This window comes from Devosia sp. Root436, assembly GCF_001426345.1.
In the GTDB taxonomy this organism is placed as follows: Bacteria; Pseudomonadota; Alphaproteobacteria; order Rhizobiales; family Devosiaceae; genus Devosia.
In genome coordinates this window covers 43,398-68,949 of the sequence record NZ_LMEM01000013.1, presented here as the reverse complement: position 1 = coordinate 68,949, position 25,552 = coordinate 43,398, and the positions used below count along the sequence as shown (strand labels likewise).

The following is a 25,552-nucleotide window of genomic DNA, read 5'->3' as shown; positions in this document are numbered from 1 at the left end:
AAACTCACACCATCGGCTGGCGGTAGTCCGCCGCGTAGTGGCCGGTAAGGCCGTGTTCCAGTTGGCGCTCAATATCGGTGAGCAGGCTCGATGCGCCGAAGCGGAAGAGGTGGGGCTGGAGCCAGTGGGTGCCCAGTTCTTCCTTCATCAGCGCCATGTATTTGATGGCGTCGCCTGCCGTGGCGATGCCGCCGGCGGGCTTGTAGCCGATCTCGATGCCGGTTTCCTCGGCGAACCATCGGATCATGCGGATCATGGTCAGGGACGTCACGAGGTTGGCGTTGACCTTTTCCTTGCCGGTGGAGGTCTTGATGAAATCGGCGCCGGCCAGCATGCAGACCAGGCTCGCCTTGGCGATATTGGTCTGGGTGGCCAATTCGCCCGTGCCCAGGATGGTCTTGATATGGGCGTCGCCGCAGGCCTTGCGGAACGCCTTGACCTGATCGTAGAGCGCCTGCCAGTCGCCGCGCAGGACCATGCCGCGCTCGATGACGATGTCGATTTCCCTGGCGCCATCGGCCACCGACAGTTCTATCTCGCGGAGCTTGGTTTCGACCGGGGCGAGGCCATGCGGAAAGGCGGTGGAGACGGCTGCGACCGGAATGCCGGTGCCTTCAAGCGCATTGACCGCGGTCTTGACGAAGTTGTGGTAGACGCAGACGGCGCCGGGCAGGATGCGCAGGCTGCCGACATCGAGGCGGTCGAGAATGTCCTGCCGCAGGGGATGGCGTGCCTTGGCGCAGAGGCGTTCGACGCGGCCGTCGGTATCGTCGGAATTGAGCGTGGTCAGGTCGATCAGCGTGATGGCCTTGAGCAGCCAGGCGAGCTGATAGTCCTTCTTGACGGTGCGGCGGGTGCCGATCGTGCCGGCACGACGCTCCAGCGCGGAGCGGTTCATGCGGATGCGCTCGACCCAATCGAGATCGAGCGGGAAGCCGGGATTGCGCTTGTGGGTCGCCTCGGAATGGCTGTTGTCTACGACACGCAGGCTCATAGTTCCTCCACCAGCGCGGGGAGCAGCTTTTTCAGCTTGTCCGCGCCCTCTACTGCCATGGTCTTGGTATGCTCATGGCTGATATTTTCGGTCGACAGGCCGGCGCCCATATTGGTGATGGACGAGCAGGCACAGACCTTCATGCCAAGGAAACGCCCGAGAATGACTTCTGGTGCCGTGGACATGCCGACGGCATTGGCGCCCAGGCGAATGGCCATCTGGATTTCGGCGACAGTCTCGAAGCTGGGGCCGGAATACCAGAGATAGACCCCCTCCCCGAGCTTGATATCGAGCCGCTCGGCGAGGCCTTGCGCCTTGGCGCGCAGGTCGGGGGCGTAGCAGCCGACCATGTTCACAAAGCGGCGGTCGGTGGGTTCACCGATCAGCGGGTTCATGCCGGCATAGTTGATGTGGTCGGCGATCAGCATCAGGTCGCCGGGGCGGAAACGGTCGTCGACCGAGCCGGCCGAATTGGTCAGCAGCAGGGTGTGGGCGCCGAGGGCGGCCATGGCTTCGAGGGCCGGCCGCATGGCGGCGGCATTGCCGCGTTCGTAATAGTGCTCGCGGCCGGTGAGGACGGCGACGCGCTTGCCGCCCAGAGTGCCGATCAAGAGGTCGCGGCCATGGCCGGAGACGCCGCCGCCGGGAAAGCCCTTGAGCTCGGAATAGGGGATTGTCACCTTGTCGGCCAGCAGGTCGCCAATGGCCGAAAGGCCCGAGCCGAGCACGATGGCGGCCGATATGGGCTCCTTGCCCGCAATCTTCTGAATAGTCCGGGCGGCCTTGCTCATTTCGGCAGGTACTCCGGGCCGAAGCTGTGCGGCAGCAATTGCTCGAGGGTGCAGACCAGCGGGGTACCGTCGACTCCGTGGCTGATCACCTGCACCGTAAGGTCGGCGAATTCGCGAATGCGCTGGCGGCAGGCGCCGCAGGGGGTGACGGGGGCCTTGCCCGGGCCGGTGACATAAATGCGGGTGATGCGCTTGCCGCCACCCGCAATCATGGCCGCAATGGCCGAGGCCTCGGCGCAGTTTCCAACCGGATAGGCGGCATTCTCGATATTGCAGCCGGAATAGATCTTGCCGTCATCGGCAAGGATGGCCGCGCCCACGGAAAAGCGGGAATAGGGCGCATAGGCCTTGGCGCGAATGGCTTCCGCGGCCTTGAACAAGGCCTGGTCGGTCGGAGTCTTCGACATCGTAATGCTCCGTTCTTCCTTCTCCCCTGAGGGGAGAGGTGGCCCGCAGGGCCGGATGAGGGGTTCAGCATCGAGGTGGAGCCGTGTGGCTTCACCCCTAACCCCAGCTTTGCCAAGTCGCTTCGCTCCTGGCGGCGCTACCCTCTCCCCTGAGGGGCGAGGGGGACGGAGCGCTAGCGCTCCTTGGTGTAGGGTACGCCACCAGCCTTGGGGCCGACGGCCTTGCCGATGAATCCCGCCAGCAGAACCACGGTCAGCACATAGGGCAAAGCCTGAATGGCCTGGACCGGCACTTCGATGCCGAACAATTGCGCACTCTGCAGCCTGATCTGCAAGGCATCGAGGAAGCCGAACAGCAGACAGGTGAACATGGCCGGCACGGGTTTCCACTTGGCGAAGATCAGCGCAGCGAGAGCGATATAGCCCTTGCCCGCCGTCATGTTGTTGCCGAAGCCCGAGCCCTGGGCGATGGAGAAATAGGCGCCGGCCAGGCCGCAGAGCAGGCCGGTGATGATGACCGCCTGATAGCGGAGCTTGACCACCGAAATGCCGGCCGTATCCACCGCCTTGGGATTTTCGCCCACGGCGCGCAGGCGCAGGCCGAAGCGGGTGCGGAACAGCACGAACCAGGTGACCGCCACCATGATGAAAGCGATATAGACCAGGATGTAGTGACCCGAAATCAGATCGGCATAGATGGGCCCGAGGATCGGCACGCCCGCCAGTTCATCGGCGAAGGGCAGCGTGATCGTCTCGAACCGGCCGCCCTCGCCCAAAGGCGGGGTGCGCCCGCCCTGGTGGAACCAGGTCTGGCCGAGAAAGGTGGTCATGCCGGCGGCGAGCATGTTGATGGCGACGCCGGCAATGAGTTGGTTGCCCTTGAGCGAAATGGCGGCAACGCCCTGCAGCAGCGAGGTGCCCAGCGATACCACCATGCCGGCCAGAAGGCCCAGCCAGGCCGAGCCGGAAATGGCCGCTACGGCGCCGGCGGCAAAGGCGGCCGCAAGCATCTTGCCTTCAAGGCCGATATCGAACAGGCCCGCCCGCTCGGAATACATGCCGGCCAGGCACGCCAGCAGCAAAGGCGTCGAGAGGCGGATCGTGGCGTCGAGAATGGAGAGGATGGCAGCGAGATCCATGTCAGCTCTCCGACTTGGCGGTGGAGACCGCGACGGCATCGGCCTTCTGCTCGGGCGAAAGCAGCATGAAGGCGCGTTCGAGCGAGGGCCGGAACAGACCTTCCATGGCGCCGGTGAAGAGGATCACGAGCGCCTGGATGACCACGATCATTTCGCGGGTAATGCCGGGAATGACGAATTGTAGCTCCTGCCCGCCCTGGTAGAGCGCGCCGAACAGCAGGGCGGCCAGCGCGATGCCGATGGGGTGGTTTCGGCCCATCAGCGCCACGGCGATACCGACGAAGCCGGCGCCGGCGACATAGTCAAGCACGAGACGGTTCTGCACGCCCATGACTTCGTTGATCGCCACCATGCCGGCCAGCGCGCCAGAAATGGTCATGGTGATCATGATCATCCTGGAGTTGGAAATGCCGGCATAGCGCGAGGCCGTCGGGTTGGCGCCGAGCACGCGCATGGCATAGCCGAACTTGGTGTGCCAGACGAGGATATAGACCCCGACCAGAGCAAGGATGGCGATGACGATGGACAGGTTGACCGGCGAATAGCCGAAGAAGGAGAAGAACTGGCGCAGTTGCGGGACGCGTCCGGCCACGTCGATGGTCGCGGATTCCGGCGCCATGGTCGAGGCGGGCTTGAGCACACGATTGACCATGTAGACCATCAAGGCCGCGGCGATGAAGTTGAACATGATGGTGGTGATGACGACATGGCTGCCGCGCTTGGCCTGCAGCCAGCCGGGGATGAAGGCCCAGAAGCCGCCGACTGCGGCAGCGGCGATCACCGCGGCCGGCATGGCGAGGAGCCAATGGGTCTGGTCGAGCGCCAGGGCCACGACGACGGCGCCGAGGCCGGCGACATAGGCCTGGCCATCGCCACCGATATTGAAGAGACCGGCATGGGCCGCGACAGCCACGGCAAGGCCGGTGAAGACGAAATTGGTGGCGTAGTAGAGGGTGTAGCCGAAGCCGTCGCCATAGCCGAAGGCGCCATAGATGATGACCTGGATGGCGTGGAACGGGTTTTCACCGACCAGCAGCACGACCAGGCCGGAGACGAGGAAGGCCAGCGCCAGGTTGATCGCCGGCAGCAGGGCTACGTCGGCCCAGCGTGGAAGGGGTCTGCGGGCGCTCATGGGAGGGGTCCCTGTTCGGCGATGCCGAGGCCGCGTGGCGCGGTCTTGTTGTTGATGCCGGCCATCATCAGGCCGAGTTCGCCTTCGGTGGCGGTGGCCGGATCGGCCTCGCCGACGATGACGCCGTCGAACATCACGAGAATGCGGTCGGCCAGCGAGCGGATTTCATCCAGCTCGACCGAGACGAGCAGGATGGCCTTGCCCTCGTCCCGCATCTTGATGATTTCCTTGTGGATGAACTCGATGGCACCGATATCGACACCGCGGGTCGGCTGGCCGATGACCAGCACGTCGGGATCGCGCTCCATCTCTCGGGCCAGCACGATCTTCTGCTGATTGCCGCCGGAGAACAGCGAGGTCTTGAGATTGATATTGGCCGGGCGCACGTCGAAAAGCTCGATATGGCTAGCGGCGGCCTTTTTGGCGGCGCCGATATCGAGCAAGGCGCCCGAGCCGTATTCAGGGCTATCCTGATAGCCCAGAATGGCGTTTTCCCATTCGGAAAAGGTCGTCACCAGACCCATGCGCTGCCGGTCTTCGGGCACATGGGCGAGGCCCGCGACACGGGCCCGCGCCGCGCCGTCATCGCCTTCGAGCGACAGCGGCTGGCCGTTGAGCAGGACAGTGCCCGCCTGCTGGTCCCGCATGCCCGAAATCGACTCCAGCAGCTCGGACTGCCCATTGCCGGAAACGCCGGCAATGCCGATGATCTCACCAGCGCGGACCGAAAAGCTCACATCCTTGACGCGAGTGACGCCCATATCGTCCGACACGATCAGGTTCTGCACTTCGAGCAGCGTCTTGCCGGGATTGGCCGGGCCTTTTTCCACCTGCAGCAGCACGCGGCGGCCGACCATCAGTTCGGCGATTTCCTCGGGGCTGGTCTTGGCGGTTTCGAGCGTCGCGACCATTTCGCCCTGGCGCATGACCGAGACGGAATCGGTGATGGCCATGATCTCGCGCAGCTTGTGGGTGATCAGGATAATGGTCTTGCCCTGTTCGCGCAGGGTGCGCAGCACGCGGAACAGATCATCGGCCTCCTTGGGCGTCAGCACGCCCGTCGGCTCGTCGAGAATGAGGGTTTCGGCGCCGCGATAGAGCGCCTTCAAAATTTCCACGCGCTGCTGCTGGCCGACCGAGATATCCTCGATGACGGCATCGGGATCGACTTCGAGGTCGTATTCCTGCTCCAGGCGGTCGAGCTCCTTGCGGGCGCGATCGAGGCTGGGCTTGATGAAGCCGCTATCCTCGGCGCCGAGCACGATGTTTTCGAGCACGGTGAAATTGTCGACCAGCATGAAATGCTGGTGCACCATGCCGATGCCGAGCGCCAGCGCATGGCGGCTGTCGGTAATGGCATGTTGGGCGCCGTTGACGCGGATGGTGCCGCTATCGGCGGTGTAGAAACCATAGAGAATGGACATGAGCGTCGACTTGCCCGCACCATTCTCCCCCACGATGCCGTGGATGGTACCGCTGGCGACCTTGAGGTCGATGTCCTTGTTGGCGTGAACCGCGCCAAACCGCTTGTTGATCTTTTCAAGCTCGATCGCCCAGCCACTGGCCGGGGCAGAAGCAGCGGCCGTTTCCGGCCGCTGCGGGTTCATGGGGCCATCCTGGCTCATCCAGCGTCGCTTAGAGCGGGCAGGTCGAGTCGGTGGTGTAGTCGTGGACGGTGATGGCGCCAGACTGGATCTGGGCCGACAGCTCGTCCACCTTGGCCTTCATGTCATCGGTGATGAGCGAAGCGTTGTTGTCGTCGAGGGCATAGCCGACGCCTTCCTCGGCAAGGCCGAGAACGGTCAGGCCCGGCTTGAAGGTGGCGTCGTCGCCAGCTTCGGTCAGAGCGTTCTGCACGGCAACATCGACACGCTTGAGCATCGAGGTCAGCACCGAGCCGGGCTGCAGGTAGTTCTGGTTGGAGTCAACGCCGATGGAGAACTTGCCGGCATCCTTGGCGGCCTGCAGCACGCCGAGGCCCGAACCGCCAGCGGCGGCGAAGATCACGTCGGCGCCGGCATCGATGGCGGCCTTGGTGAGCTCACCGGCGGTGACCGGATCGTTCCAGGCAGCCGGAGTGGTGCCGGTGTAGTTTTCGATCAGCTTGATGTCGGGGTTCACGGCCTTGGCGCCCTGGGCGTAGCCGCAATAGAACTTGTGGATCAGCGGAACGTCCATGCCGCCCACGAAGCCGACAGTGCCGGTTTCGGACTTGAGCGCTGCCAGGGCGCCGACGAGGAACGAGCCGGTATGCTCATCGAAAATGATCGACTGCACGTTGGGCGCATCGACGACGGTGTCGATCACCACGAAGTTGATATCGGGGAATTCCGGAGCGACGGTGGTCAGCGCAGCGGTCCAGGAGAAGCCGGCCATCACGATCGGGTTGGCACCCTGGCCAGCAAAGCGGCGCAGGGCCTGTTCGCGCTGGGCATCGTTCTGCAGCTCAAGATCGAGATAGGTGCCGCCCGTGGCGGCCTTCCAGGCTTCGGCGCCGTTATAGGCCGCTTCGTTGAACGACTTGTCGAACTTGCCGCCCAAATCGTAGATCACGGCGGGATCGGCAAAGGCGGCACCGGTAAGGATCGCGCTCAGCGCGACGCCGCCAGCAATGGCCTTGGTGAGGAAAGAAAGTTTCATTGAGTTCGTCTCCCTGTCTCGCACATGAGCGCCGGCATGAGGCTCCGACGGACAATCTCCGTGCGCTAACAGCCGATAAAATCGTGCAAATGGGACGCCTGCAAGAGGGAATCGCCGATATTTTTCCGAATGGTCAAATTTTGGCCGCAGCGCTCAGGGTGGCGGCAGCACATTGCCCATCGCCTGGGCGTCCGCTCACCAGCGCGCCAGGATGGCGTGGAACAACTGGCCGAGGTCGGCATCGGCATAAAGCACGGCCAGAATGGCCAGCGAGGCGATGGAAAAAAGGGCAATGGTGTCGCGTGTGCGGCCGGTCATGACAATTTGCTTCAAACTGGAGGTAAGTCCGGCATTGCTTAGCCCATCAAGCCACATCCGATTGTGATGTTTTAAGGGCAAATCGGGGCATGGTTAGGGAAAGGTTGTGGTCGGCCTAGCCGGACGGCAGCGGGGTCACCCCGGCCCCCATCGCGTCGCCGAAGCGCTCGAAGAAGCCGTCGATCACCTTCTGGGCGGAATTGCCGATGATGGCCTTGCCTAGCCGCATGATCTGGCCGGAGGCGCCGCCATGGGCGGTGAAGACCAGAAGCGTCTCGTCGCCGTCGTCCGCCAGCACGATATCGGCGGCGCCCTCGGCCAGTCCGAGGAGGCCCCCCTTGCCTTTTCCCGAGAGCGTATAGCGCTCCGCCGGCACGAGGCCGGACAGGGTCAGGTCGCCCTTGAACACAGGATGGACGACGCCGAGATTGACCTTGATTTCGAGATCGAGCGCGGTTTCGCCCGCCCATTCGATGCGGTGGCAGCCTGGAATTGCGGCCTTGAGCATGGCGGTGTCGTTGAGCGCAGCCCAGACGGCAGGGCGTGGCGCGGCGATGCGATAGCGACCACCGAAATCCATCAGCGGCCACCGGGCCGGCGGGACAGAGCCCCTGCCGCAATACCGCCGCGATGCGCCGTAAAACAAGTGCCAGCCATTGCGTGCCTTCCCGCTCTTTACGTGCGGCTTTTTCGCACCAATATGGTCTAAATAGTTGCAGCCGCGTCGCCTTGCAATTGTCAGGGGGCCGGGCAGCAGCAATCTATAGACGTGTACTGCGCATTCAGCCGCACGGCGCGAGATTACGGGGAGCGAACAATGGCCAATGAAGCGACCACTGCAACCGAGACCAAGGCAAGTCCTGTTGCCGTCCTGGCAGAAAAGCCGCTGCAGTACCTGGACAAGGCGGTCAACGCCATCCGCGACCTGGGTGTGTGGCCCGAGCAGCAAGGCGAGCAGCCGATCACGGGCCTGCTCAGCCAGATCACCGAACTCGACGAAACCCGCGTGCTGCTGATCGGCCGGACGCTGAGCCAGGCCAGCGCCTTCAACGAGGTGGTGCGCGAGCAGATTGCCGCCATGAAGATCGGCGAGCGCTACGAGGACATCACCAAGGGGTTTGATTCCATCCGCGACGACGCCAAGGGCATGGTCGACCAACTGGCCGACAACAAGCTCGACATGCTGGAGCGCGCTTCCAATGTCTGGATGAAGGTGAGCCGTGGCGACATCGCCACCCGATTCAACAAGATCCGCGACACCTATCTTGAGGTCACCAGGGACACCAAGGACCAGATCGACCGCGAGCAGACGATCCTGGAAGCCTATCGCGATTTCCGCGGCGCGCTGAAACAGTCCGAAGTGATGGCGCTCGAAGTGTTGCAGACGGCCGAGAAGCGGCTGGGCGAGAAGAAAACCATCCTGGAAGAGGCTTCGGCCGCCGTCGCCGGCTACGCCGGAACAGTGCCGGCCGACCGGGCGCGGCTCGAAATGGATCGCGACGAAAAGCTGCGCGAAATGCAGAACGAGGAAAAGCGCTACCAGATCGCCAAGGACCTCTCGGACAATCTCACTATCTCCTACAATACGTCGGAAGTGGTGATGGCGCGGCTGATGCAGACGACCAATGCCAAGGAGCGCGTCTATCAGCAGTCGATCTCGTTCTTCTCGACCAACGAGACCGTGCTCACCGCGCTCAGCGCCTCGTTCACCGGCATGTTCGGGTTGCATGAATCGACCGAAACGCTCAACGCCATGAAGGAAGGGATGAGCAAGAGCCTCGAAACCCTCTCCGAAATCGGCGACAAGGTGCAGGAAGAAGCCGTCAAGGCCGGCTATGGGCCGACAGTGCGCGCCGATGCGGTCAAGAAGCTGGTCGACTCGGTGGTCAATTTCCAGGAGAAGAGCCGCACCATCATCAACGAGATGCGCGTGGCCTCGACCAAGAACTCCGCCGAAATCCGCGACGCGGTGGAAGACGGCAAGCGGCGGCTGGCCGCCCTTGCGGCAGACGGCAACGCGCTGCTGCTCGAAACCAGAAACTGAGAGGCGAACGGACCACGGGTGAACGCCAACAATGAGTGACGTGACAGCGAAACCCGCTGCGCCCCTGGATGAAGTCATGCTGGCGATGGATGTGGTCGACACGCTCCGTCACCGGCAGGATTTGGCCGTGCGCGAACTTGGCACCGATGCCAAGGAGCGCCAGCTCATCGACAAGCTGCGCGACATCTATCATCAGCAGGGCATCGAGGTGCCCGACCACATCCTCAAGGAAGGCGTGGCGGCCCTGCAGGAAAGCCGCTTCGTCTACGATCCGCCCAAGCCGGGCTTCGGGACGACGATGGCCCGGCTCTATGTGGGCCGCAAACGCTGGGGCAAGCCGGTCGGCGCGGCGCTGATCGCGCTGCTGGTGCTGGGTGTGGGTTATTTCGGGGTCTGGCAGCCTTACCAGAACGGGGTCGCCGAGGCGGCTCGGATCGAGCTGGCCGAGGGCTTGCCGGCGCAGATGGATGCGCTCTACCAGACCATTTTCGAGGAAACCAAGGTGCAGCAGGCGGTGCTCGATGCCGAAGCCCTGCGCACCCGCGGCAAGACCTTTGCCGCCGAGGGCAACCGCGCGGCGGCCGAGGAAGCGGTGGCGCAGCTGACTGCCCTGCGCGACCAGTTGCGCCAGGAATATACCCTGCGTGTGGTCAACCGGTCGGATGTGCGTTCCGGCTTCTGGACCATCCCCGAGGTCAACACTGCCGCCACCAACTACTATATCGTGGTCGAGGCGCTGGACGCGGACGGCAAGGCGCTGAGCCTGCCCATCCTCAACGAAGAAAACGGGGAAACCGAAATCGTGGACATCTGGGGCCTGCGCGTGCCCGAGGCGGTCTATGACGGGGTCGCCGCCGACAAGAGCGACGATGGCATCATCGAAATCAACGAGGTCGGGCGCAAGGCGGACGGGTTCCTCGATGTCGAATACAACATGCCGGTTCTCGGCGGCGCAGTGACGCGGTGGTAGGGCAATGAGCATTCGTGGACCCGAAGCACTGGCGAGTCTCGACGACGCCATGCGCGATATAAGGCGCGAAGAGGAGGAAATCTCCCGCCGCCTGGCGCGCTCCGCCGAAAAGCTGGGCAAGATTCGCGAGAACGAGGCCGAACTGTTCCGCCAGCTGGCGCAGTTGCGGCTCGACCCGGCCTTGCAGGGGGAACTGGACGGCGCCATCTCGACAGCAGAGAGCAAGGCCCGGGACCTGCTCAAGACCCATGCCAAGGACCTGAGCAAGGCCGAAAAGGAGATTGCCGATATCGACGCGGCTTTGGCCGGGCTCACGACCGATCGGGCCGAGGCGCTCAAGAACTTCGAAGGGCACCAGGCCGAGCTCAAGGCACTGGGCGCCAAGCTCGGCGCCAGCATTGCCCGCGATCCCGAATTTGCCGCCAAGCGCAGCCGGGCGACCGAGCTGGCCGATATAGCGGCGCAATCGATGCGCAAGACCGAACAGGCCGAGACGGACCGCGAGCAGAAGGGCAAGCCCTATCGCGACGATCCGCTGTTCATGTATCTGTGGGAAGCCGGTTACGGCACGGCCAGCTACCGCGCCAACAATCTGTTCCGCTATCTCGACAGCCTGGTGGCCAACCTGGTGGGCTTCCAGAAGGCGCGGCCGAACTTCGCCATGCTGAACGAAATTCCGCTGCGGCTGCGCGAGCATGCCGAGCGGCAGATCGAGAATGCCAAGGCGGCCGAAGCCGAAGTCGATGCGCTGGAAACGGCGGCTATCGACAATGCCGGCGGCAAGCCGATGCGCGACGCCATGGAAGCGGCGCAGCACAGGATCGACACGCTGGATGCCCAGATCGTTGCCACGGAAGACCGGCGCGACGAGGCCGCCAAATCGCTGGGGCAGCTGTCGCAGGGCGGCAATCCGGCCTTCGAGGGCGCGCTGTCGGAACTGGCGAGGGCGCTGGGCCGCGAGGATATCCAGACCCTGCTGGCCGAGGCCCGCCGCACCCGCACCGGCCAGGACGACACCATCGTCGCGCAGATCGACGACGCGCGGGCCCGGGCCAAGGAAGAGGAAAACGAGACGCGCGAGCAGAACGAGCGGCTCAAGACCCTGGCGGCGCGGCGGCGCGAGCTGGAAGACATCCAGTGGGAATTCAAGAAGCAGCGGTTCGACGATCCGCGCTCGACCTTCCGCGACGACAAGCTGGTGGGCGACGTGCTCAACGACTTCCTGCGCGGCGGCATTTCGGCCGCGTCCTATTGGGACCAGTGGCGGCGCAGCCAGAACTGGAGCGCCGGCACCTCGGACTGGGGGGGCGGTGTGGGCCTGCCCAATAATGGCCGTTCGCGCTCCAATTCGCCCTGGCCTGATGCCGGCGGCAGCACGTTCAACTGGCCCGATTCCAGCTTTGGCGGCGGGGGCAGCGGCAAGACCAAGAGCAAGGGCGGTTTCGGCGGGGGCTGGGGCGGCGGTTCAGGCGGGGGCGGATTTTCGCGCCCGCGCACCGGCTCGGTGGGTACGCGCAAACATTCCGGCTTCAAGACGGGCGGCGGGTTTTAGGGGTAGTGTCATGCCCTCAATTCGCCGGCGGCTGGGCCATCAGTTCCCAGACATTGCCTTCGCTATCCTCGAAATAGGCAGAGTAACCCCATTCAGACTGGGTGCCTTCGGTAATGATGGCGCCGCCGGCCAGCAGCACCTTGCGCAGGATGTCGTCGACCTCGGCGGGACTCGTGGCCTGATGGCTCAGCACGAAGCCGGGCGTGCCGGCGACGGCGACATCCTTGCCCGCGGTCTGGGCGATCTGTTCGCGCGGGAAGAGGACGAAGGAAAAGTCGTCGGGAAAGAAGAAGGCCACATGGTCGTCCCCTGCCCCGATCTGCTCGTCGGCAATGTCGAACAGGGCCCGATAGAAGGCGAAGGCCCGCTCCAGATCGTCGACGCCGATGGTAATGATGGAAATCGACGGCTTCATGGGCGGCTCCTGTTGTTCCCGTTAGACTAGCCACCGCGTCATTCCCGCGAAAGCGGGAATCCCTCTTCAGGCCTCACAGAGGGAGATTCCCGCTTTCGCGGGAATGACGACGTGGCTGGGAGGCAGTTTTACTCGTAGTAGACCGAAATCCGCTGGCCGCCGATTTGGTGGACCTTGATGCCCATGTCCCAGATATCGGACAGCGCCGCGGATCGATCATGTGCTCAAACTGCCCGACCCGAACTTATTCGGATCGGGCTTGTGCGTCAGGACTTGGCCAAAAGGTTGCGCAGCTTGCCAAGCGCCGTCGCCATGTCCTCGCGATAGGCGATGGTGCCCTGGAACTGGCCCTTGGCATCGAGCAGGAAGACCGAGGCGGTGTGGTCCATGGTGTAGCCGCCGCCCTCGAGCGGCACCTTTTCATGGAACACGCCCCAGGCATCGGCCAGGCGATCGATCTGGTCGGGCGCGCCGGTAATGCCGGTGATGCGGTCGCTGACCCAGCTCACATAATCGCCCAGCACCTGGGGCGTATCGCGTTCGGGGTCGATGCTGACGAACCAGGCGCGGAGGTCCGCCCCCTCATCGCCCAAGGCGTCGAACCAGGCGCTCATCTCGGCCATGGTGGTGGGGCAGACTTCGGGGCAATGGGTGAAGCCGAAGAACAGTGCTGAGGGATGGCCGACAAAGACGGTCTCGTCGACCGGGTTGCCGTTCTGGTCGACGAGGTCGAAATCGGCGACGCCGAAGCCGCTGGCGGGCGGCGACTGGCGCAGCAGGAAGGCCGCGGTGCCCCCCGTCAGCGCCAGCGCGACCACCGCCACCCAGAGCCAGGTACGGATGGTGCGAAGGGCCATCAGTGTGCATGCTCCATGGCCGTCGGCGCATCGGCGGCCGCGGCCTCGACCGGCAGCAGGATTTCGACCGTGCCGGCCTTTTCGAAGGTCAGGGTCACGGTGACACTTTCGCCTTCGACCAGGGTCTGCTTGAGGCCCATGAACATGATGTGGAAGCCGCCGGGGGCGAGCACAACGGTCTCGCCGGCCGGAATTTCGAGCCCGTCGGCAAGCTGGCGCATCTTCATGACATCGCCCTGCATGGCCATTTCATGGATCTGGGTTTCGCCGGCAATGTCGGAGCTGACCGAGACCAGGCGGTCGGGCTCGGTGCCGGTATTCTCGATGGTGAGAAAGCCCCCGGCGACCGGCGCATTAGGCAGGGTGGCGCGGGTGAAGGGCAGCGAGATGTTGATCGGCCCCAGATGGGTGACGCCATTATGGGCGAAAGCGGGGGTGACGAGGAGGATGGCAGCCGCAAAAGCAGCGCGAAGCAGACGGATCATGATGATATTTCCGGTGATTTGAATGGGTCTGGACGGCCAAAGGCCGGTGGTTCAGACCGAAACCGGAGGCCCGCGCGGGCCGCCTGATGGCGCTACGGCGCGCGGCAGGAAAGCAGGAAGCGTCGTGGATCGCTGCGCCGCCAGAGCGATGTCATGGCGTACCGGCATGGCATCGAGCACGGGCAGGACAAGGTCGGTCTTGCCGATGCCGGCGGCGGGGCATTTGGCGACGAGGACGTCGTTGTCCTGGCCATCGGCACCTGATGGCGTGCAGAGCACCCAGCTCGCTTCCGTGGTGGCAAAGCCCAGTTCCTCGAAGGCCAGTTGGCTGGCGCGGGCATGGTGCATCGGCGCCAGCACCGTCAGCAGATAGATGGCCAGCACGGCAAGAGCCGTCCCGATCTCCCTGCTCATGGTGCGTGTCTGGTGCATGCGGCTACTCATAGGACGGCGGGCGGAAAGGGGAAAGGGATCAAGTGTCGCAACGAGATTATACCCGGCTACACGCTTGGCGCATAAGTTTCGCTGCACAGGGCGATGAAGCTCTTCATCGCCGCCGACAGGGGCGAGGTCTTGCGGCGCGCCACCAGCAATTGGCGCAGCGCCCAGGGCTCGGCCAGGGGCGCGCAGACCAGGTCCGTGCCGGCCAGCAAATGGAGACTGGTGGAGCGCAGGAAGCCGATGCCGAAGCCGGCCTCGACCATGCGGACCAAAGCCGGGAAGCTCTCGACGCGCACGCTTTCGACCAACGGCTTGCCGGCCTTCCTGGCCGCCTCGCCCAGCAGCCGGTCGAGCGAACCCGCCTGATGGATGCCGACGATGGGATAGTCGATCACCGTATCGAAACCGATATCCCGGCGCGGTTCGATCGCGGCGGCGAGCGGGTGATCGGGCGGCACCAGCACCCAGACGCGGTCATCCTCGAAGGCCTTGATCTCGAAGCGGGTGAAATCGTAGTTGTCGGAGACGATGGCGATATCCGCCCTGCCCTCGTCCAGCGCCAGCAGCGCCTTGGCGGCGCCCATCTCCTGGATATCGAGGGCGATGCCATCATGCTTGGCCGCATAGCGCGCCAGCAGTTCCGGCAGCCGGCCAGTCAGGGCCGAGCTGGTGCAGGCGAGCCTGAGACTGCCGCGCAAGCCGCTGCCGAAATCGGACATCACCGCATCGAGATCGGCAATGGCGCGCAGCACGGTTCGGCAGCCCTGGGCATAGGCCTCGCCCGCAGAGGTCAGCTTGACGCCATGCGCCGATCGGTCGAACAGCACGACGCCCAGCCGGCTTTCAAGGTCCGATACGCGCCGGCTGACCGCCGAAGAGGCAATACCCTCGCGCTCGGCCGCGCGGCCGATGGAGCCGGTTTCGGCCAGCAGAAGGATGAGGCGCGCCGTGACGCTGTCGAATGGTGCCATGTCGTCTCCCTGAACCGGCACCATACTCATCGGCGTCAGATCAGCAAGCTCAGGCCGCGCATCAGGTAGTAAATACCGATGGCGGTGACCAGCAGCCGCGTCCAGGATTTGAAATTGGCATCGGTGAGGCGCTGCAGCACCCAATAGCCCGCGCTGGTGCCGAGCACGGCAAAAGGGGCCGCCAGCGCCACGGCGCCCCATTCCCAGCCGGTCAGCACCATGGTCGCATTCCAGTAGAACAGCACCTTGCCGACATGGTTGATCACCTGTGCCGCCGCCTTGGTGGCGATGATAGTGCGCCGGTCCATGGGCGTGCGGATGAAGAACATGTCGACGGTGGGGCCGGCGACGCCCACGGCCAGATTGACGCCGCCACCCAGAAAACCGCAGATGAAGGCATGATGCGGCTTGCTGGCATCGAGCGACAGCCAGGATTGTGGAATCCACAGCAGGATGGGCAGGAGGCCGATGGTGATGCAGACCGTGGCCAGATCGGGCACGTAACGCAGGCTGAACAGCAGAGCGGCGGCGGCGAGCAGGCCCATGGCCATGATCGACAGCACGCGCCAATCAATGAAAGCGCGCGAGAACCAGGCGCGCGAGCCGTTGGCGATAATCTGGATGGCGCCCTGCACCGCAATGGCGGTGCCGACCGGCAGGATCAGCAGCAGGATGCCCAGCAGCACCAGTCCGCCCGCCATGCCGAAGATGCCCGACAGCATGGAGGTGAAGAACACCGCCACCAGGAGGGCGGCGGTAATCGAAAGAGTCATGACCCGATCCCCAACACCCTGTTGTCATGCGCCCGGCGCTCGATTTGCGCCATGACGGATGCGGCAAGAGGGGGTGCCGAAGGGGCGTTTGCGCGTGTGGCCCACCCCACCGGACTTACGTATTCGCGGCCTTTGCATTGACCTGGGCCACCAGTTCGTCGGGGATGTCGTCGAAGCTGGCATAATTCATGTTGTAGAGCTTGGCGTAGAGGCCGTTCTTTTCCATGAGCTGGTCGTGGTTGCCGGTCTCGATCAGTTCGCCATTCTGCAGCACGATGATGCGGTCGGCGCCGCGGATCGTGGCGAGGCGGTGGGCGATGACCATGCCGGTGCGGCCTTCGAGCAGGGTCAGCAGCGCCTTCTGGATTTGCCGCTCGGTGTAGCTGTCGATATTGGCCGTGGCCTCGTCGAGCACGAGGATCTTGGCATCGGCGACCAGCGCCCGGGCGAAGCTCAGCAGCTGGCGCTGGCCAAGGGACAGGTTGGAGCCGCGCTGCTCCAGCATGCCGTCATAGCCGCCCGGCAGGCGGGTGATGAAATCATGCGCGCCGACGGCCTTGGCGGCGGCGATCACATCCTCGCGGGTGGCCGAGGCCTTGTTGTAGCGGATATTGTCGAAGACGCTGCCGGTGAACAGGAACGGCTCCTGCAGCACCATGGCGACCTGCTCGCCAAGGCTTTCCTGGGTGATATCGCGCACGTCGTGACCGCCGACCAGCACGGCGCCGGACTGCACCTCGTAGAAACGGTGGACCAGCGACATGGCGCTGGTCTTGCCCGAGCCGGTGGGGCCGACGAGAGCGACCGTCTCGCCGGGATTGACCTTGAAGCTGACATTGCGCAGCACCGGGCGGTCGGCAGCATAGCCGAAGACCACGTCCTTGAACTCGACCGAGCCATCCATGTCCCGCGTCAGCGCGATGGCATCGGGCTTGTCGTTGATCGAGGCCGGGATATCGAGCACTTCGGTAATGCGGCGGCCCGAGGTCATGGCGCGCTGCATGATGGAATATTGCATGGTCAGCGAGCGGATCGGGTCGAAGAAGCGCTGGATGTAGAAGATGAAGGCGACGATGACGCCGATCTCCAGGCTTCCATTGAGCACCAGCGAGCCACCCACGACGACCACGATGGCCATGGCGATGCCGGTGAGGCTATCGACGATGGGCACCATGACCTGGGCAAAGCGCGAACCGGTCAGCTGGGTCTGCAGGTTGTTGTAGGCCTTGTCGTCATAGAGGTCGAAATTGACCTTCTGGCGATCGAGATTCTGCACGGTGCGCACGCCGTTGATGCCCTCGGCCATGGCGCCGGCGGTGATCGAATTGGTTTCATGCGCCGCCCAGAAGGCGCGCTTGGCCGGCGGCAGCCAGAAGATGCGCACGATGAACAGCACCGGCATGGTGCTGAGCGTGAGCAGGCCCAACCGGAAGTCGAGGGTCAGCAGCACGAAGACGATGCCGAACAGCAGCACCAGGTCGCCGACCGAGATCACCGAGGTTTCGAGGAATTCCTGCATGGAATTGACGTCGCCCTGCAGCCGGCTCATCAGGCGGCCGACCTCGGTCTTGTCCATGAAGCTCAGGGAAACGCGCTGGAGCTGGGCAAACATGGCGCGGCGCATGTCGAACAGCACGTTTTCGGCCACCTGCCCCACCTGGCTTTCCTGCACCCAGGAGGCGGCATAATTGACCAGCACGGCGAAGGCGAAGGCGCCCACCGCCCAGAGCAGATTGGTCGAATTGCCGCCCTGGGTCATGCCGCTGTCGATGGCGCGGCCGATGATCAGCGGGATGGCGAGCTGGGTGGCGGTAAACACCAGCACCGCGGCAACCGAGAGGTAAATCTTGGCCTGGTAGGGACGCACGAAGGCCCAGATGCGCCGCACCGTGTGGGGATCATAGGCCTTGCCGAAGATTTCTTCTTCGATGCGGTGACTGCCGACGCTGGCGCGCGGCGGGCGCTGGCCCGGAAAGGCGGCGACTTCGCGGTCGTCTTCTTCGATGGCGCTCATTGGGCGGCGCTCCCGATTTCGATATCTTCGGTGGGGCGGGTCTGCAGGTCGTAGAGCGCGCGATAGCGACCGCCCATGGCCAGCAATTCCTCGTGGCTGCCCTGCTCGACGATCTTGCCGCCTTCGAGGAAGAGGATGGTGTCGGCATGCAGGAGCGAACTCAGGCGATGGCTGATGACCAGCGTCACCCGGTCCCTGGCATAGCGCTTGATGGCGCTGCGGATGCGGTGCTCGGTGCCGGCGTCGATGGCGGCGGTGGAGTCGTCGAACACCATCACCGCAGGCTTCAGCACGAGGCTGCGGGCGATGGAGAGGCGCTGGCGCTGGCCGCCCGAAAGCGACACGCCGCGCTCGCCCACCACCGTATCGTAGTCGGCGGGCAGGCCCATGATGTAATTGTGCAGTTGCGCGCTTTCGGCGGCCTTTTCGATCTTGGTTTCCTTGGACCACGGATCGCCATAGGCGATGTTGTTCTCGATGGTGGTGGTGAAGAGGAAACTGTCCTGCTGCACCACGGCCACGGCGCGGCGCAGGGATTGCAGCGACACCTTGCTCACATCCTGCCCATCGATGGTGATGCGGCCGCCGCTGACGTCGTAGAAGCGCGGGATGAGGTGGGCGAGGGTCGACTTGCCGCTGCCCGGCGCGCCGACAATGCCGATGGTCTGGCCGGCGCGGGCCTCGAAGCTCACGCCATTGAGCGTGGAGTGGGTGGCACCATCATAGGTGAAGCGCACATCCTCGAAGCGCAACGTGCCTTCGCTGATCTTGAGCTCGGGCACGCCCGGCGCATCCTCGATGGCCAGAGGCTGGTCGAGGAAGTCGTAGAAGCGCTCGCCGCAGGTGGCGGCGCGGGCATAGGAATTGACCATCAGCCCAAGCTGGCGCACCGGCATCTGCAGGATGGTCATGAAGGTGAGGAAGCTCGCCAGCGTGCCGACGCTCATCTCGCCGGCAATGACCTTGTTGCCGCCGAACCAGAGCACCAGTCCCATGGCGGCGAAGAAGGAAAAGGTCATGGCGCTGGTATTGCGCACGCGCACATGTACGCGCTGATGGGAAAGCTCCAGCGCCTCCTTGCTGGCCACGTCGAACTTGGCCAGCTCGAAGTCCTGCCCCGAAAAGGCGCGCACCACGCGGATGCCGCCCAGGTTTTCTTCCATGACGCGGCTCAGGGCCGAGAGCTTCTTCTGCAGCACCAGCCAGGTGGCGCGCAAAGTGAGCTGGGCCACCGAGGAGCGCCAGGCGACAAAGGGCACGAAGCTCAGCGCCAGGAGGCCCAGCAGCATATCGGTGGTGAGCAGCATATAAGCGCCGACCCCGATCAGCACGGCCAGCAGGATGGTGCGCACCAGGCCGGTCGAGAAGAACATGCGCAGGCCATCGAGATCGAGCAGGCCTATGGTGATGAGGTCGCCGGTATGGACCTTATCATGGTAGGAATAGGATAGGCGCTGCACCTTGTCGTAGAAGGCCAGCCGCAATTCGTAGCCGACATGATGGCCCACCGATTCCGAATAGTAGTTCTGGACCAGGGTGAAGAAGCCGCGCGCCACCGAGACGCCGAGCAGGGTCATGGCGCTCCAGAACAGAGCCTGTTCCGCACCGGCCTGGCCGCTGCCCAGAATATCCTGGGCCTGATCGACCGCATGGCCCAATAGCCGCGGGATCAGCAATTGCAGCACCGAGGCGACGATGGTGGCGCCGATCGCGGCGGCCGCCTGCCAGGGGTGGCGGAGGGAGTAAAGGGCAATTCGCGTCAGCGGCCCACGCCCCTTGCCGGCGTGAGCGGCGGCCACGTGAGCCCGAGCATCGCCGCGTGAATGGACGCGGCCAGCCTTGTCGGTGGTCAAGGAAGTATCCAGACTTCAATATATGTGTGGGTCCGAACGGGCGGGGAGGAACCTTAGCCGAAGCTCGGACAAATCAACTCGCAGTGATCAATCAACGCTCATTCGCACTGCCATTCAAGATCGATTTTGCGCAAAAACCGCAAATATTAACGTTCTAATGCAACCGATGGGCTCATTGAGCCAAATTCAGCTCGGGATAGATCACAGCGGAACATTGCCGGTTCTGTGCATCGAGCAGAGCCTGTTCGGCGGCCGAGACCATGCCGGTCTGGATCGCGTTCCAGAGGTCGTTGCTCTCGACTCCGGCGAGCCCGCATTGGCAATAGGTGACGCACATAGCGGCCGGCGTGCCTCCTGCTTCGCAGGTGGATTGGCACGAGCGCAGGAAATCGGCGTCGCGCATGGCCAGTTGCGGTTGGAGAATCGCGGCGGCGGGATAGACCAGCCCGAGCAGGATGGGCTGGTGCAGCAGGTAGACCAGCAGGCTCCAGCGGCCGAGCAAGGCGAGCAGGCGCGGCAGGCGGCCGGTGGGGGCTATGGCGGCGAGGCGGGGCGCCAGACCCGAGGCGAGGACGAAGCGCGTGGCGATGATGCCGAGCAAGACGGCGCCGAACCAGGGGAATACCGGCACCAGATCATTGGTCGGCGGCGGCACCTGCCAGAAGCCGAGCCAGGACCAGGCTTTCTGGTTGAACAGCGGATCGGAATGGAAGAATGGCAGGGCGATGACGACGGCGGCAACCACGATGGCCAGCCAGAGCGGGGTGCGCACGAAAGCCAGGCCCATGAGGCTGAACAGCGCGATGGCATGCAGCACGCCGAAGTAAACGAAACTCTGCGGGAAGACGACATAGGTCGCCACGGTGATGATGATGGCGCCGGCCAGCACGAAGAGCCAGCGGCGCCAGAAACTGGACCAGCGGATGCCGTTGCCGTGGCCAAGCACGAGGCCGACGCCGACAAGGAACAGGAAAACCGCGAGAATGGAGCGGGCAATCAGCACCCATTGCGGGTCATAGCCGACATCGGCGGCAATGAAGCGGAAATAGCTCAGGTCCCAGCACAGGTGATAGGCCACCATGGCGATGATGGCGACGCCGCGGGCGATATCGACGATGGCGAAGCGGGGACGGAGTGTGTCTATCAAGGGAAGGCTTCCTCGCTAACTCCCAAATCCCCCTCATCCGGCGCTGCGCGCCACCTTCTCCCCGACGGGGAGAAGAATAGGCGTGGCACCTTCTTATTCCTCTCCCCATCGGGGAGAGGGTGGATCGGCCGAAGGCCGAGACGGGTGAGGGGGTTGTCCCGTTTCATCACCCCACCATCCTGCGCACCACAGCCAAAAAGTCCTCGCCATAGCGGTCGAGCTTGGCCTGGCCGACGCCGGGGAGGTTCAGCATGTCGTGCGGATGGGTGGGCCGGGCCAGCGCCATGGCGCGCAGGGTCGCATCGTGGAAGATGACATAGGGCGGTACGCCCTGGGCCTTGGCGAGGCGGGTGCGTTCCTCGCGCAGGGCCTCGAAGAGCGGCAGGGCATGCTCGGGCACGCTGGCAGCGCGGGCCAGTGCGCGGCGGACCTCGATGGATTTTTTCGGCCGGTCCTTGCGCAGGGTCACCATGCGCTCGTGCTTGAACACGGCATGGGCTCCCTCGCCCAGCGTCAGCGCGCCGTGATTGGCGTGATCGACGACGATGAGGCCCATGGCCGTCAACTGCCGGATGACCGATTGCCAGACCTTGGGATCGAGATCGGCGCCCTGCCCGAACACTTTCTGGTGCTGGTGGCCGAAACGCTCGACCTTTTCGGTTTCCTTGCCCATCAGCACGTCGATGACATGGGCGGCGCCGAAGCGCATGCCGGTGCGATAGATGGCGGCCAAAGCCTTGATGGCGGCCTCGGTGCCATCCCAGGTTTCCACCGGGGAGCGGCAGGTGTCGCAATTGCCGCAATTGCCTGCATGGGCCTCGCCGAAGTGGCTGAGGATGGCCTTGCGCCGGCATTCGGCGGTTTCGCAGACGCCGAGCAGGGCATTGAGCTTGCCGTGCTCCAGGCGCTTGACCTCATCGGGAGCATTGCCCTCGTCGATCATGCGGCGGCGCTGCACCACATCGGCCATGCCATAGCTCATCCAGGCATCGGCGGGCTGGCCGTCGCGGCCGGCGCGGCCGGTTTCCTGGTAATAGGCCTCGATGGAGGCCGGCAGGTCCATATGGGCGACATAGCGCACATCGGGCTTGTCGATGCCCATGCCGAAGGCGACCGTGGCCACCATGCAGATATTTTCTTCCTTGAGGAAAGCATCCTGGTTGGCGCTGCGCCGTTCGGCGCTGAGGCCGGCATGATAGGGCAGAGCCGGAATGCCCTTGCCCGAGAGCCACGCGGCCGTGTCCTCGACCTTGGCGCGGGAGAGGCAATAGACGATGCCGGAGTTGCCTTTGTGCGCGGCGAGGAAGGCCAGCAGCTGCTCGCGCGGCTTGTCGCGCTCGAGAATCGAATAGGAGATGTTGGGCCGGTCGAAGCTTGACGTGAACACCTGCGCCTGTTCGAGCCCCAGCCGCTCGATGATGTCTTCGCGCGTGGTGGGATCGGCCGTGGCGGTCAGCGCGACGCGCGGTACGCCGGGGAAGAGTTCGACCAGATGGATCAGTTCGCGATATTCCGGGCGGAAATCGTGGCCCCACTGGCTCACGCAATGAGCCTCATCGATGGCAAAGAGCGCGACGTCGATGCCCGACAGCATATTGGCAAAGCCCGGCGTCGCCACGCGCTCGGGCGCGACATAGAGCAGGTCGAGCTGGCCGTTGCGCAGCTTGCGGCGGACCTCGGCGGATTCTTCGGCATTCAGCGATGAATTGAGCGCCGCCGCAGCAACGCCGGCCTGCTTCAGCGCCTCGACCTGATCGCGCATCAATGCGATGAGCGGGGAAATGACAATACCGACGCCCGGCCGGCAGATGGCCGGAATCTGGTAGCACATGGACTTGCCGGCGCCGGTGGGAAACAGCACGACCGCATCGCCGCCGCCCACCACATGATCGACCACGTCATTCTGCTGGCCGCGGAAGCTCTTGTGGCCGAAGACATCGCGCAGCACGGCGAGCGGATCGCGCGAGACTACGCGCGGCCCCGCGTCAAACAGATCCATGCCCGATTCAACAGTGCTCACCCCGCCCTTGGATCACAGGGGCGGGGTGAGCCGCAAGGCGGCAGAAATCACGCCGTCGCGCTATCCACCGACGATCCCGCCGCCGGAAAAGCATGTCGGCAAAGTTGCCCGCGACCGAACGGGTGAAGGCGGCGATGGCCCCTCCTAGTGGTGCGCGTGGTGCTCGGCATTGCGCTTGCGGGTGGCAGCGGCCTTCTTGGCCGACGCAGAGCGTTCCGCCGCGGAGCGGCTGGCGGAAGCCTCGCCGCCCTTTTCACCGCCCTTGTGGGCGGCGGGATGGCCGGTATGCTTGCCACGGCCGGAGCCGGATTTCTTGCCGCCGCCATCATCCTTGTTGACGGTGGCCCAGGCGCGGCGTTCGGCCTCCGCGTGGGACACGCCGCGATCCTCGTAGCCTTCCTCGATATGTTCGGCCTTGCGCTTCTGCTTGTCGGTATAGGCGGATTTGTCACCCTGGGGCATGGCTCGTCTCCTTATGCGGACAAGGCCGGCACGGGTGGGACAAGGGCTCGGCTGCCACTGCGTTGGCCGAAGCGGGAAACCGGAAAAACCGCTTCGTTCCCTATACCACCATGTCCGGTTGACGCGGGCCGGCCTCTGGAAGAGGAAGCGCTTGAGGCGGAGGATGGTTCCCTCTTCTTCCTTACCTCTCCCTTTGGGGGAGAGGTCGACCCTCTTGGGTCGAGTGAGGGGGCCTTCCCCAAACACCGCACCCATTAAAGGCCCCCTCACCCGGCACTGCGCGCCGACCTCTCCCCCAAAGGGAGAGGTGAAGATTCAGCGCAGCGGTTTGCTGAGGAAGGGGGAGCCGCGGCGGACGAAGCGCCAGGGGGTTTCGACGCCCTTGGTGATGCCGATGCGCGGGCCGGTGGCGATATCGTGGCTCCGGTCGGCCGGCAGCAGGTCGAACGGGGCGGCGTCAAGCGGCAGGGCATTGTGGGCGATGGTGATCCCCAAGGCCTGGCAGAGCTTGCCGGGACCGGAGCAGAGCTGGCGATCGGGGAGACCGCCGCGGCGCTCCTGCATGAGATGGACGCCATGGGCCGGTTCGAGCGCGCGGATCAGCACGGCGCTGCCGGGTTGGCAGACGAAGTTGAGGCACCAGTGGATGCCGTAAATCTTGTAGACATAGGCATGGCCCGGCGGGCCGAACATGGCCGAATTGCGGGGCGTCGGGCCGTTGAAGCTGTGCGAGGCCGGGTCCGTGGGGTCATAGGCTTCGACCTCGACCACGGGACCGCCGACGCCGTCGACCAGCAGCGTCATGCCGATGAGGTCGCGGGCGACATCGGGGGCGGGGCGGGCGAAGAAGGCGGGGGGGAGGGTCATGACAGCGGTTTGAGCCCATCCTGCTCGATGCCGTCAACTATCCACGATGTCATCCCGGCGAAGGCCGGGATCCATCCCGAGCGTTTCCCACGTCCACTGCCGGGCCAGTCATCTCAGGATGGATTCCGGCCTTTGCCGGAATGACATCGCGCAGGCGGATGATCCCGACGCTAGATATGATGACACCGCACCATATGCGCCGGCCCGACCGCCGTTGGCGCGGGCATGACCTCCTTGCAGATCGCGGTCACGCGCGGGCAGCGGGAGACGAAGGGGCAGCCTTTGCTCTGGGCGGTCCAGAGGGGGATATCCACGGCCCGGCGGGTGCGGGTGGTCGAAATCTTGCGGGCAGGGTTGGGCACGGCTTCGATCAGCAGTTGCGTATAGGGATGCTGCGGCCGCTCGGTGATTTCCTCGCTCGGACCCTGCTCCACCAGATGGCCGGCATAGAGCACGGCGGTATCTTCGGCGAAGTAGCGGGCGGTGGCGATGTCGTGGGTGATGTAGAGCGCGGCGAGCTGGCGCTGCACCTTCATGTCTTCGAGCAGGTTGAGAATGCCCAGCCGCACCGAGACATCGAGCATGGAGGTCGGCTCGTCCGCCAGCAGCACGACCGGCTGCACGGAAAGGGCGCGGGCAATGGCGACGCGCTGGCGCTGGCCGCCGGAGAGTTCATGCGGGCGGCGCTTGAGATAATCGGCGGCGGGGCGCAGGCCGACACGATCGAGCAGCGCCAGCATTTCCTGCTGCACGGCCTTGCCCTGGAGGTCGGGGCGGTGCAGGCGCAGCGGGCGCTCGAGGTGGTAGCCGATGGTCTGGGTGGGATTGAGCGAACCGAACGGATCCTGGAATACCATCTGCACATCGGCGCGATACTGGGCCAGTCGCTTGCCGGAGAATTTGGTGATATCCTCGCCTTCGAAGGTGATGCTGCCGCGCGTTGGCGTATAGACGCGGGCCAGCATGCGGGCGCAGGTGGACTTGCCCGAACCGGACTCGCCCACCAGCGCCAGCGCACGGCCGCTGACCAGCTTGAGAGAAACCCCCGACAGCGCCCGCAACACGGTCTGGTTGAAGAAGGTGCCGCCGAGGATGAAGTCCTTGTCGACGCTGTCCATTTCTATGACGGCGCGGCCGGTGTCCGGCGTGATCGGGGCGTGTTCAAGTTCAGTGAGAGACATGTGAGCCTCCCACCTCTCCCTTGGGGGAGAGGTCGACTTGCGCAGCAAGGCGGGTGAGGGGGCCTTGTCTTGATGTGCG

The 25,552-nt window shown here is 64.5% G+C and carries 25 protein-coding genes; 3 read left to right on the top strand and 22 right to left on the bottom strand.

The annotated features are described in order from the left end of the window. Nucleotides 1-4: 4 nt before the first annotated feature. The 9 genes from deoC to ASD04_RS14990 form a co-directional block, all read right to left on the bottom strand. Nucleotides 5-994 carry a deoxyribose-phosphate aldolase gene (deoC, locus tag ASD04_RS15025; protein ID WP_056258639.1) on the bottom strand — a complete coding sequence of 330 codons (990 nt, stop codon included), beginning with the start codon at nt 992-994 and terminating at the stop codon, nt 5-7. Beyond that, nucleotides 991-1,785, bottom strand: a complete 795-nt coding sequence (locus ASD04_RS15020; protein WP_056258636.1) for a purine-nucleoside phosphorylase — start codon at nt 1,783-1,785, stop codon at nt 991-993. Before ASD04_RS15020 ends, deoC begins: the two co-directional genes overlap by 4 nt. Then, a complete protein-coding gene (locus ASD04_RS15015) occupies nt 1,782-2,192 on the bottom strand; it encodes a cytidine deaminase (protein WP_056258634.1) in 411 nt (136 codons plus the stop codon). Before ASD04_RS15015 ends, ASD04_RS15020 begins: the two co-directional genes overlap by 4 nt. A 173-nt stretch (nt 2,193-2,365) precedes the next feature. Continuing rightward, complete coding sequence (locus ASD04_RS15010; protein ID WP_056258631.1) at nt 2,366-3,331, bottom strand: ABC transporter permease; 966 nt, start codon at nt 3,329-3,331, stop codon at nt 2,366-2,368. 1 nt (nt 3,332) lies between these two features. Next, the gene (locus ASD04_RS15005; RefSeq protein WP_056258628.1) at nt 3,333-4,463 is read right to left on the bottom strand and encodes an ABC transporter permease; all 1,131 of its coding nucleotides are present in this window, start codon (nt 4,461-4,463) and stop codon (nt 3,333-3,335) included. Then, nucleotides 4,460-6,070, bottom strand: a complete 1,611-nt coding sequence (locus ASD04_RS15000; RefSeq protein WP_056258626.1) for an ABC transporter ATP-binding protein — start codon at nt 6,068-6,070, stop codon at nt 4,460-4,462. Before ASD04_RS15000 ends, ASD04_RS15005 begins: the two co-directional genes overlap by 4 nt. A 28-nt stretch (nt 6,071-6,098) precedes the next feature. Continuing rightward, nucleotides 6,099-7,103 (bottom strand): BMP family ABC transporter substrate-binding protein, encoded by a 1,005-nt coding sequence (locus ASD04_RS14995; protein ID WP_056258624.1) that lies wholly within the window; start codon nt 7,101-7,103, stop codon nt 6,099-6,101. Between the two features lie 195 nt (nt 7,104-7,298). Continuing rightward, on the bottom strand, nt 7,299-7,421 hold the full coding sequence (locus tag ASD04_RS20015) for a hypothetical protein (RefSeq protein WP_280137680.1): 123 nt from the start codon (nt 7,419-7,421) through the stop codon (nt 7,299-7,301). Between the two features lie 115 nt (nt 7,422-7,536). Then, nucleotides 7,537-8,001: an SRPBCC domain-containing protein gene (locus ASD04_RS14990; RefSeq protein ID WP_056258616.1), complete on the bottom strand. Its 465-nt coding sequence runs from the start codon at nt 7,999-8,001 to the stop codon at nt 7,537-7,539. A 237-nt stretch (nt 8,002-8,238) separates the two neighbouring features. Between ASD04_RS14990 and ASD04_RS14985 the strand changes: the two genes are divergently transcribed. Genes ASD04_RS14985 through ASD04_RS14975 form a run of 3 tightly spaced genes read left to right on the top strand, consistent with a single transcriptional unit; the run spans nt 8,239 to nt 11,987 of the window. After that, nucleotides 8,239-9,465, top strand: coding sequence for a hypothetical protein (locus ASD04_RS14985; protein ID WP_056258612.1), 1,227 nt, complete (start codon nt 8,239-8,241; stop codon nt 9,463-9,465). Between the two features lie 31 nt (nt 9,466-9,496). Next, complete coding sequence (locus tag ASD04_RS14980) at nt 9,497-10,435, top strand: DUF6384 family protein (protein WP_156461270.1); 939 nt, start codon at nt 9,497-9,499, stop codon at nt 10,433-10,435. Between the two features lie 4 nt (nt 10,436-10,439). Further along, entirely contained in the window at nt 10,440-11,987 is a 1,548-nt protein-coding gene (locus ASD04_RS14975; protein ID WP_056258606.1) for a hypothetical protein, read from the top strand. A 16-nt stretch (nt 11,988-12,003) separates the two neighbouring features. Here ASD04_RS14975 and ASD04_RS14970 read toward each other — a convergent pair whose 3' ends face one another. The 13 genes from ASD04_RS14970 to ASD04_RS14910 all read right to left on the bottom strand — a co-directional run bounded on the left by ASD04_RS14970 (nt 12,004) and on the right by ASD04_RS14910 (nt 25,473). After that, nucleotides 12,004-12,402, bottom strand: a complete 399-nt coding sequence (locus ASD04_RS14970; RefSeq protein ID WP_056258603.1) for a VOC family protein — start codon at nt 12,400-12,402, stop codon at nt 12,004-12,006. A 266-nt stretch (nt 12,403-12,668) separates the two neighbouring features. Next, a complete protein-coding gene (locus ASD04_RS14965; protein WP_056258600.1) occupies nt 12,669-13,259 on the bottom strand; it encodes an SCO family protein in 591 nt (196 codons plus the stop codon). After that, complete coding sequence (locus ASD04_RS14960; protein ID WP_056258598.1) at nt 13,259-13,744, bottom strand: copper chaperone PCu(A)C; 486 nt, start codon at nt 13,742-13,744, stop codon at nt 13,259-13,261. Before ASD04_RS14960 ends, ASD04_RS14965 begins: the two co-directional genes overlap by 1 nt. Nucleotides 13,745-13,795: 51 nt before the next feature. Next, nucleotides 13,796-14,176: a hypothetical protein gene (locus ASD04_RS14955; RefSeq protein WP_056258595.1), complete on the bottom strand. Its 381-nt coding sequence runs from the start codon at nt 14,174-14,176 to the stop codon at nt 13,796-13,798. A gap of 68 nt (nt 14,177-14,244) precedes the next feature. Beyond that, a complete protein-coding gene (locus ASD04_RS14950) occupies nt 14,245-15,156 on the bottom strand; it encodes a LysR family transcriptional regulator (RefSeq protein WP_056258593.1) in 912 nt (303 codons plus the stop codon). A 35-nt stretch (nt 15,157-15,191) separates the two neighbouring features. Beyond that, nucleotides 15,192-15,929, bottom strand: a complete 738-nt coding sequence (locus ASD04_RS14945; protein WP_056258590.1) for a TSUP family transporter — start codon at nt 15,927-15,929, stop codon at nt 15,192-15,194. Nucleotides 15,930-16,044: 115 nt separating this feature from the next. Further along, the gene (locus ASD04_RS14940; protein WP_056258587.1) at nt 16,045-17,943 is read right to left on the bottom strand and encodes an ABC transporter ATP-binding protein; all 1,899 of its coding nucleotides are present in this window, start codon (nt 17,941-17,943) and stop codon (nt 16,045-16,047) included. After that, nucleotides 17,940-19,796, bottom strand: a complete 1,857-nt coding sequence (locus ASD04_RS14935) for an ABC transporter ATP-binding protein (RefSeq protein ID WP_082531257.1) — start codon at nt 19,794-19,796, stop codon at nt 17,940-17,942. The genes ASD04_RS14940 and ASD04_RS14935 overlap by 4 nt, the downstream gene beginning before the upstream one ends. Before the next feature lie 172 nt (nt 19,797-19,968). Continuing rightward, nucleotides 19,969-20,943 carry a heparan-alpha-glucosaminide N-acetyltransferase gene (locus ASD04_RS14930; protein ID WP_056258585.1) on the bottom strand — a complete coding sequence of 325 codons (975 nt, stop codon included), beginning with the start codon at nt 20,941-20,943 and terminating at the stop codon, nt 19,969-19,971. Between the two features lie 166 nt (nt 20,944-21,109). Then, a complete protein-coding gene (gene recQ / locus ASD04_RS14925; RefSeq protein ID WP_056258583.1) occupies nt 21,110-22,942 on the bottom strand; it encodes a DNA helicase RecQ in 1,833 nt (610 codons plus the stop codon). A gap of 165 nt (nt 22,943-23,107) precedes the next feature. Beyond that, nucleotides 23,108-23,425 carry a hypothetical protein gene (locus tag ASD04_RS14920; RefSeq protein WP_056258581.1) on the bottom strand — a complete coding sequence of 106 codons (318 nt, stop codon included), beginning with the start codon at nt 23,423-23,425 and terminating at the stop codon, nt 23,108-23,110. Nucleotides 23,426-23,740: 315 nt separating this feature from the next. Then, entirely contained in the window at nt 23,741-24,292 is a 552-nt protein-coding gene (locus ASD04_RS14915; RefSeq protein ID WP_056258579.1) for a DNA-3-methyladenine glycosylase, read from the bottom strand. A gap of 170 nt (nt 24,293-24,462) precedes the next feature. Beyond that, nucleotides 24,463-25,473 (bottom strand): ABC transporter ATP-binding protein, encoded by a 1,011-nt coding sequence (locus tag ASD04_RS14910; protein WP_244488332.1) that lies wholly within the window; start codon nt 25,471-25,473, stop codon nt 24,463-24,465. Between the last annotated feature and the right edge of the window lie 79 nt (nt 25,474-25,552).

What these genes read in the sequence shown, in the direction of transcription:
- deoC (WP_056258639.1), bottom strand. Translation starts at nt 994, where the DNA reads ATGAGCCTGCGTGTCGTAGACAACAGCCATTCCGAGGCGACCCACAAG.
- ASD04_RS15020 (WP_056258636.1), bottom strand. Translation starts at nt 1,785, where the DNA reads ATGAGCAAGGCCGCCCGGACTATTCAGAAGATTGCGGGCAAGGAGCCC.
- ASD04_RS15015 (WP_056258634.1), bottom strand. Translation starts at nt 2,192, where the DNA reads ATGTCGAAGACTCCGACCGACCAGGCCTTGTTCAAGGCCGCGGAAGCC.
- ASD04_RS15010 (WP_056258631.1), bottom strand. Translation starts at nt 3,331, where the DNA reads ATGGATCTCGCTGCCATCCTCTCCATTCTCGACGCCACGATCCGCCTC.
- ASD04_RS15005 (WP_056258628.1), bottom strand. Translation starts at nt 4,463, where the DNA reads ATGAGCGCCCGCAGACCCCTTCCACGCTGGGCCGACGTAGCCCTGCTG.
- ASD04_RS15000 (WP_056258626.1), bottom strand. Translation starts at nt 6,070, where the DNA reads ATGAACCCGCAGCGGCCGGAAACGGCCGCTGCTTCTGCCCCGGCCAGT.
- ASD04_RS14995 (WP_056258624.1), bottom strand. Translation starts at nt 7,103, where the DNA reads ATGAAACTTTCTTTCCTCACCAAGGCCATTGCTGGCGGCGTCGCGCTG.
- ASD04_RS20015 (WP_280137680.1), bottom strand. Translation starts at nt 7,421, where the DNA reads ATGACCGGCCGCACACGCGACACCATTGCCCTTTTTTCCATCGCCTCG.
- ASD04_RS14990 (WP_056258616.1), bottom strand. Translation starts at nt 8,001, where the DNA reads ATGGATTTCGGTGGTCGCTATCGCATCGCCGCGCCACGCCCTGCCGTC.
- ASD04_RS14985 (WP_056258612.1), top strand. Translation starts at nt 8,239, where the DNA reads ATGGCCAATGAAGCGACCACTGCAACCGAGACCAAGGCAAGTCCTGTT.
- ASD04_RS14980 (WP_156461270.1), top strand. Translation starts at nt 9,497, where the DNA reads ATGAGTGACGTGACAGCGAAACCCGCTGCGCCCCTGGATGAAGTCATG.
- ASD04_RS14975 (WP_056258606.1), top strand. Translation starts at nt 10,440, where the DNA reads ATGAGCATTCGTGGACCCGAAGCACTGGCGAGTCTCGACGACGCCATG.
- ASD04_RS14970 (WP_056258603.1), bottom strand. Translation starts at nt 12,402, where the DNA reads ATGAAGCCGTCGATTTCCATCATTACCATCGGCGTCGACGATCTGGAG.
- ASD04_RS14965 (WP_056258600.1), bottom strand. Translation starts at nt 13,259, where the DNA reads ATGGCCCTTCGCACCATCCGTACCTGGCTCTGGGTGGCGGTGGTCGCG.
- ASD04_RS14960 (WP_056258598.1), bottom strand. Translation starts at nt 13,744, where the DNA reads ATGATCCGTCTGCTTCGCGCTGCTTTTGCGGCTGCCATCCTCCTCGTC.
- ASD04_RS14955 (WP_056258595.1), bottom strand. Translation starts at nt 14,176, where the DNA reads ATGCACCAGACACGCACCATGAGCAGGGAGATCGGGACGGCTCTTGCC.
- ASD04_RS14950 (WP_056258593.1), bottom strand. Translation starts at nt 15,156, where the DNA reads ATGGCACCATTCGACAGCGTCACGGCGCGCCTCATCCTTCTGCTGGCC.
- ASD04_RS14945 (WP_056258590.1), bottom strand. Translation starts at nt 15,929, where the DNA reads ATGACTCTTTCGATTACCGCCGCCCTCCTGGTGGCGGTGTTCTTCACC.
- ASD04_RS14940 (WP_056258587.1), bottom strand. Translation starts at nt 17,943, where the DNA reads ATGAGCGCCATCGAAGAAGACGACCGCGAAGTCGCCGCCTTTCCGGGC.
- recQ (WP_056258583.1), bottom strand. Translation starts at nt 22,942, where the DNA reads ATGGATCTGTTTGACGCGGGGCCGCGCGTAGTCTCGCGCGATCCGCTC.
- ASD04_RS14920 (WP_056258581.1), bottom strand. Translation starts at nt 23,425, where the DNA reads ATGCCCCAGGGTGACAAATCCGCCTATACCGACAAGCAGAAGCGCAAG.
- ASD04_RS14915 (WP_056258579.1), bottom strand. Translation starts at nt 24,292, where the DNA reads ATGACCCTCCCCCCCGCCTTCTTCGCCCGCCCCGCCCCCGATGTCGCC.
- ASD04_RS14910 (WP_244488332.1), bottom strand. Translation starts at nt 25,473, where the DNA reads ATGTCTCTCACTGAACTTGAACACGCCCCGATCACGCCGGACACCGGC.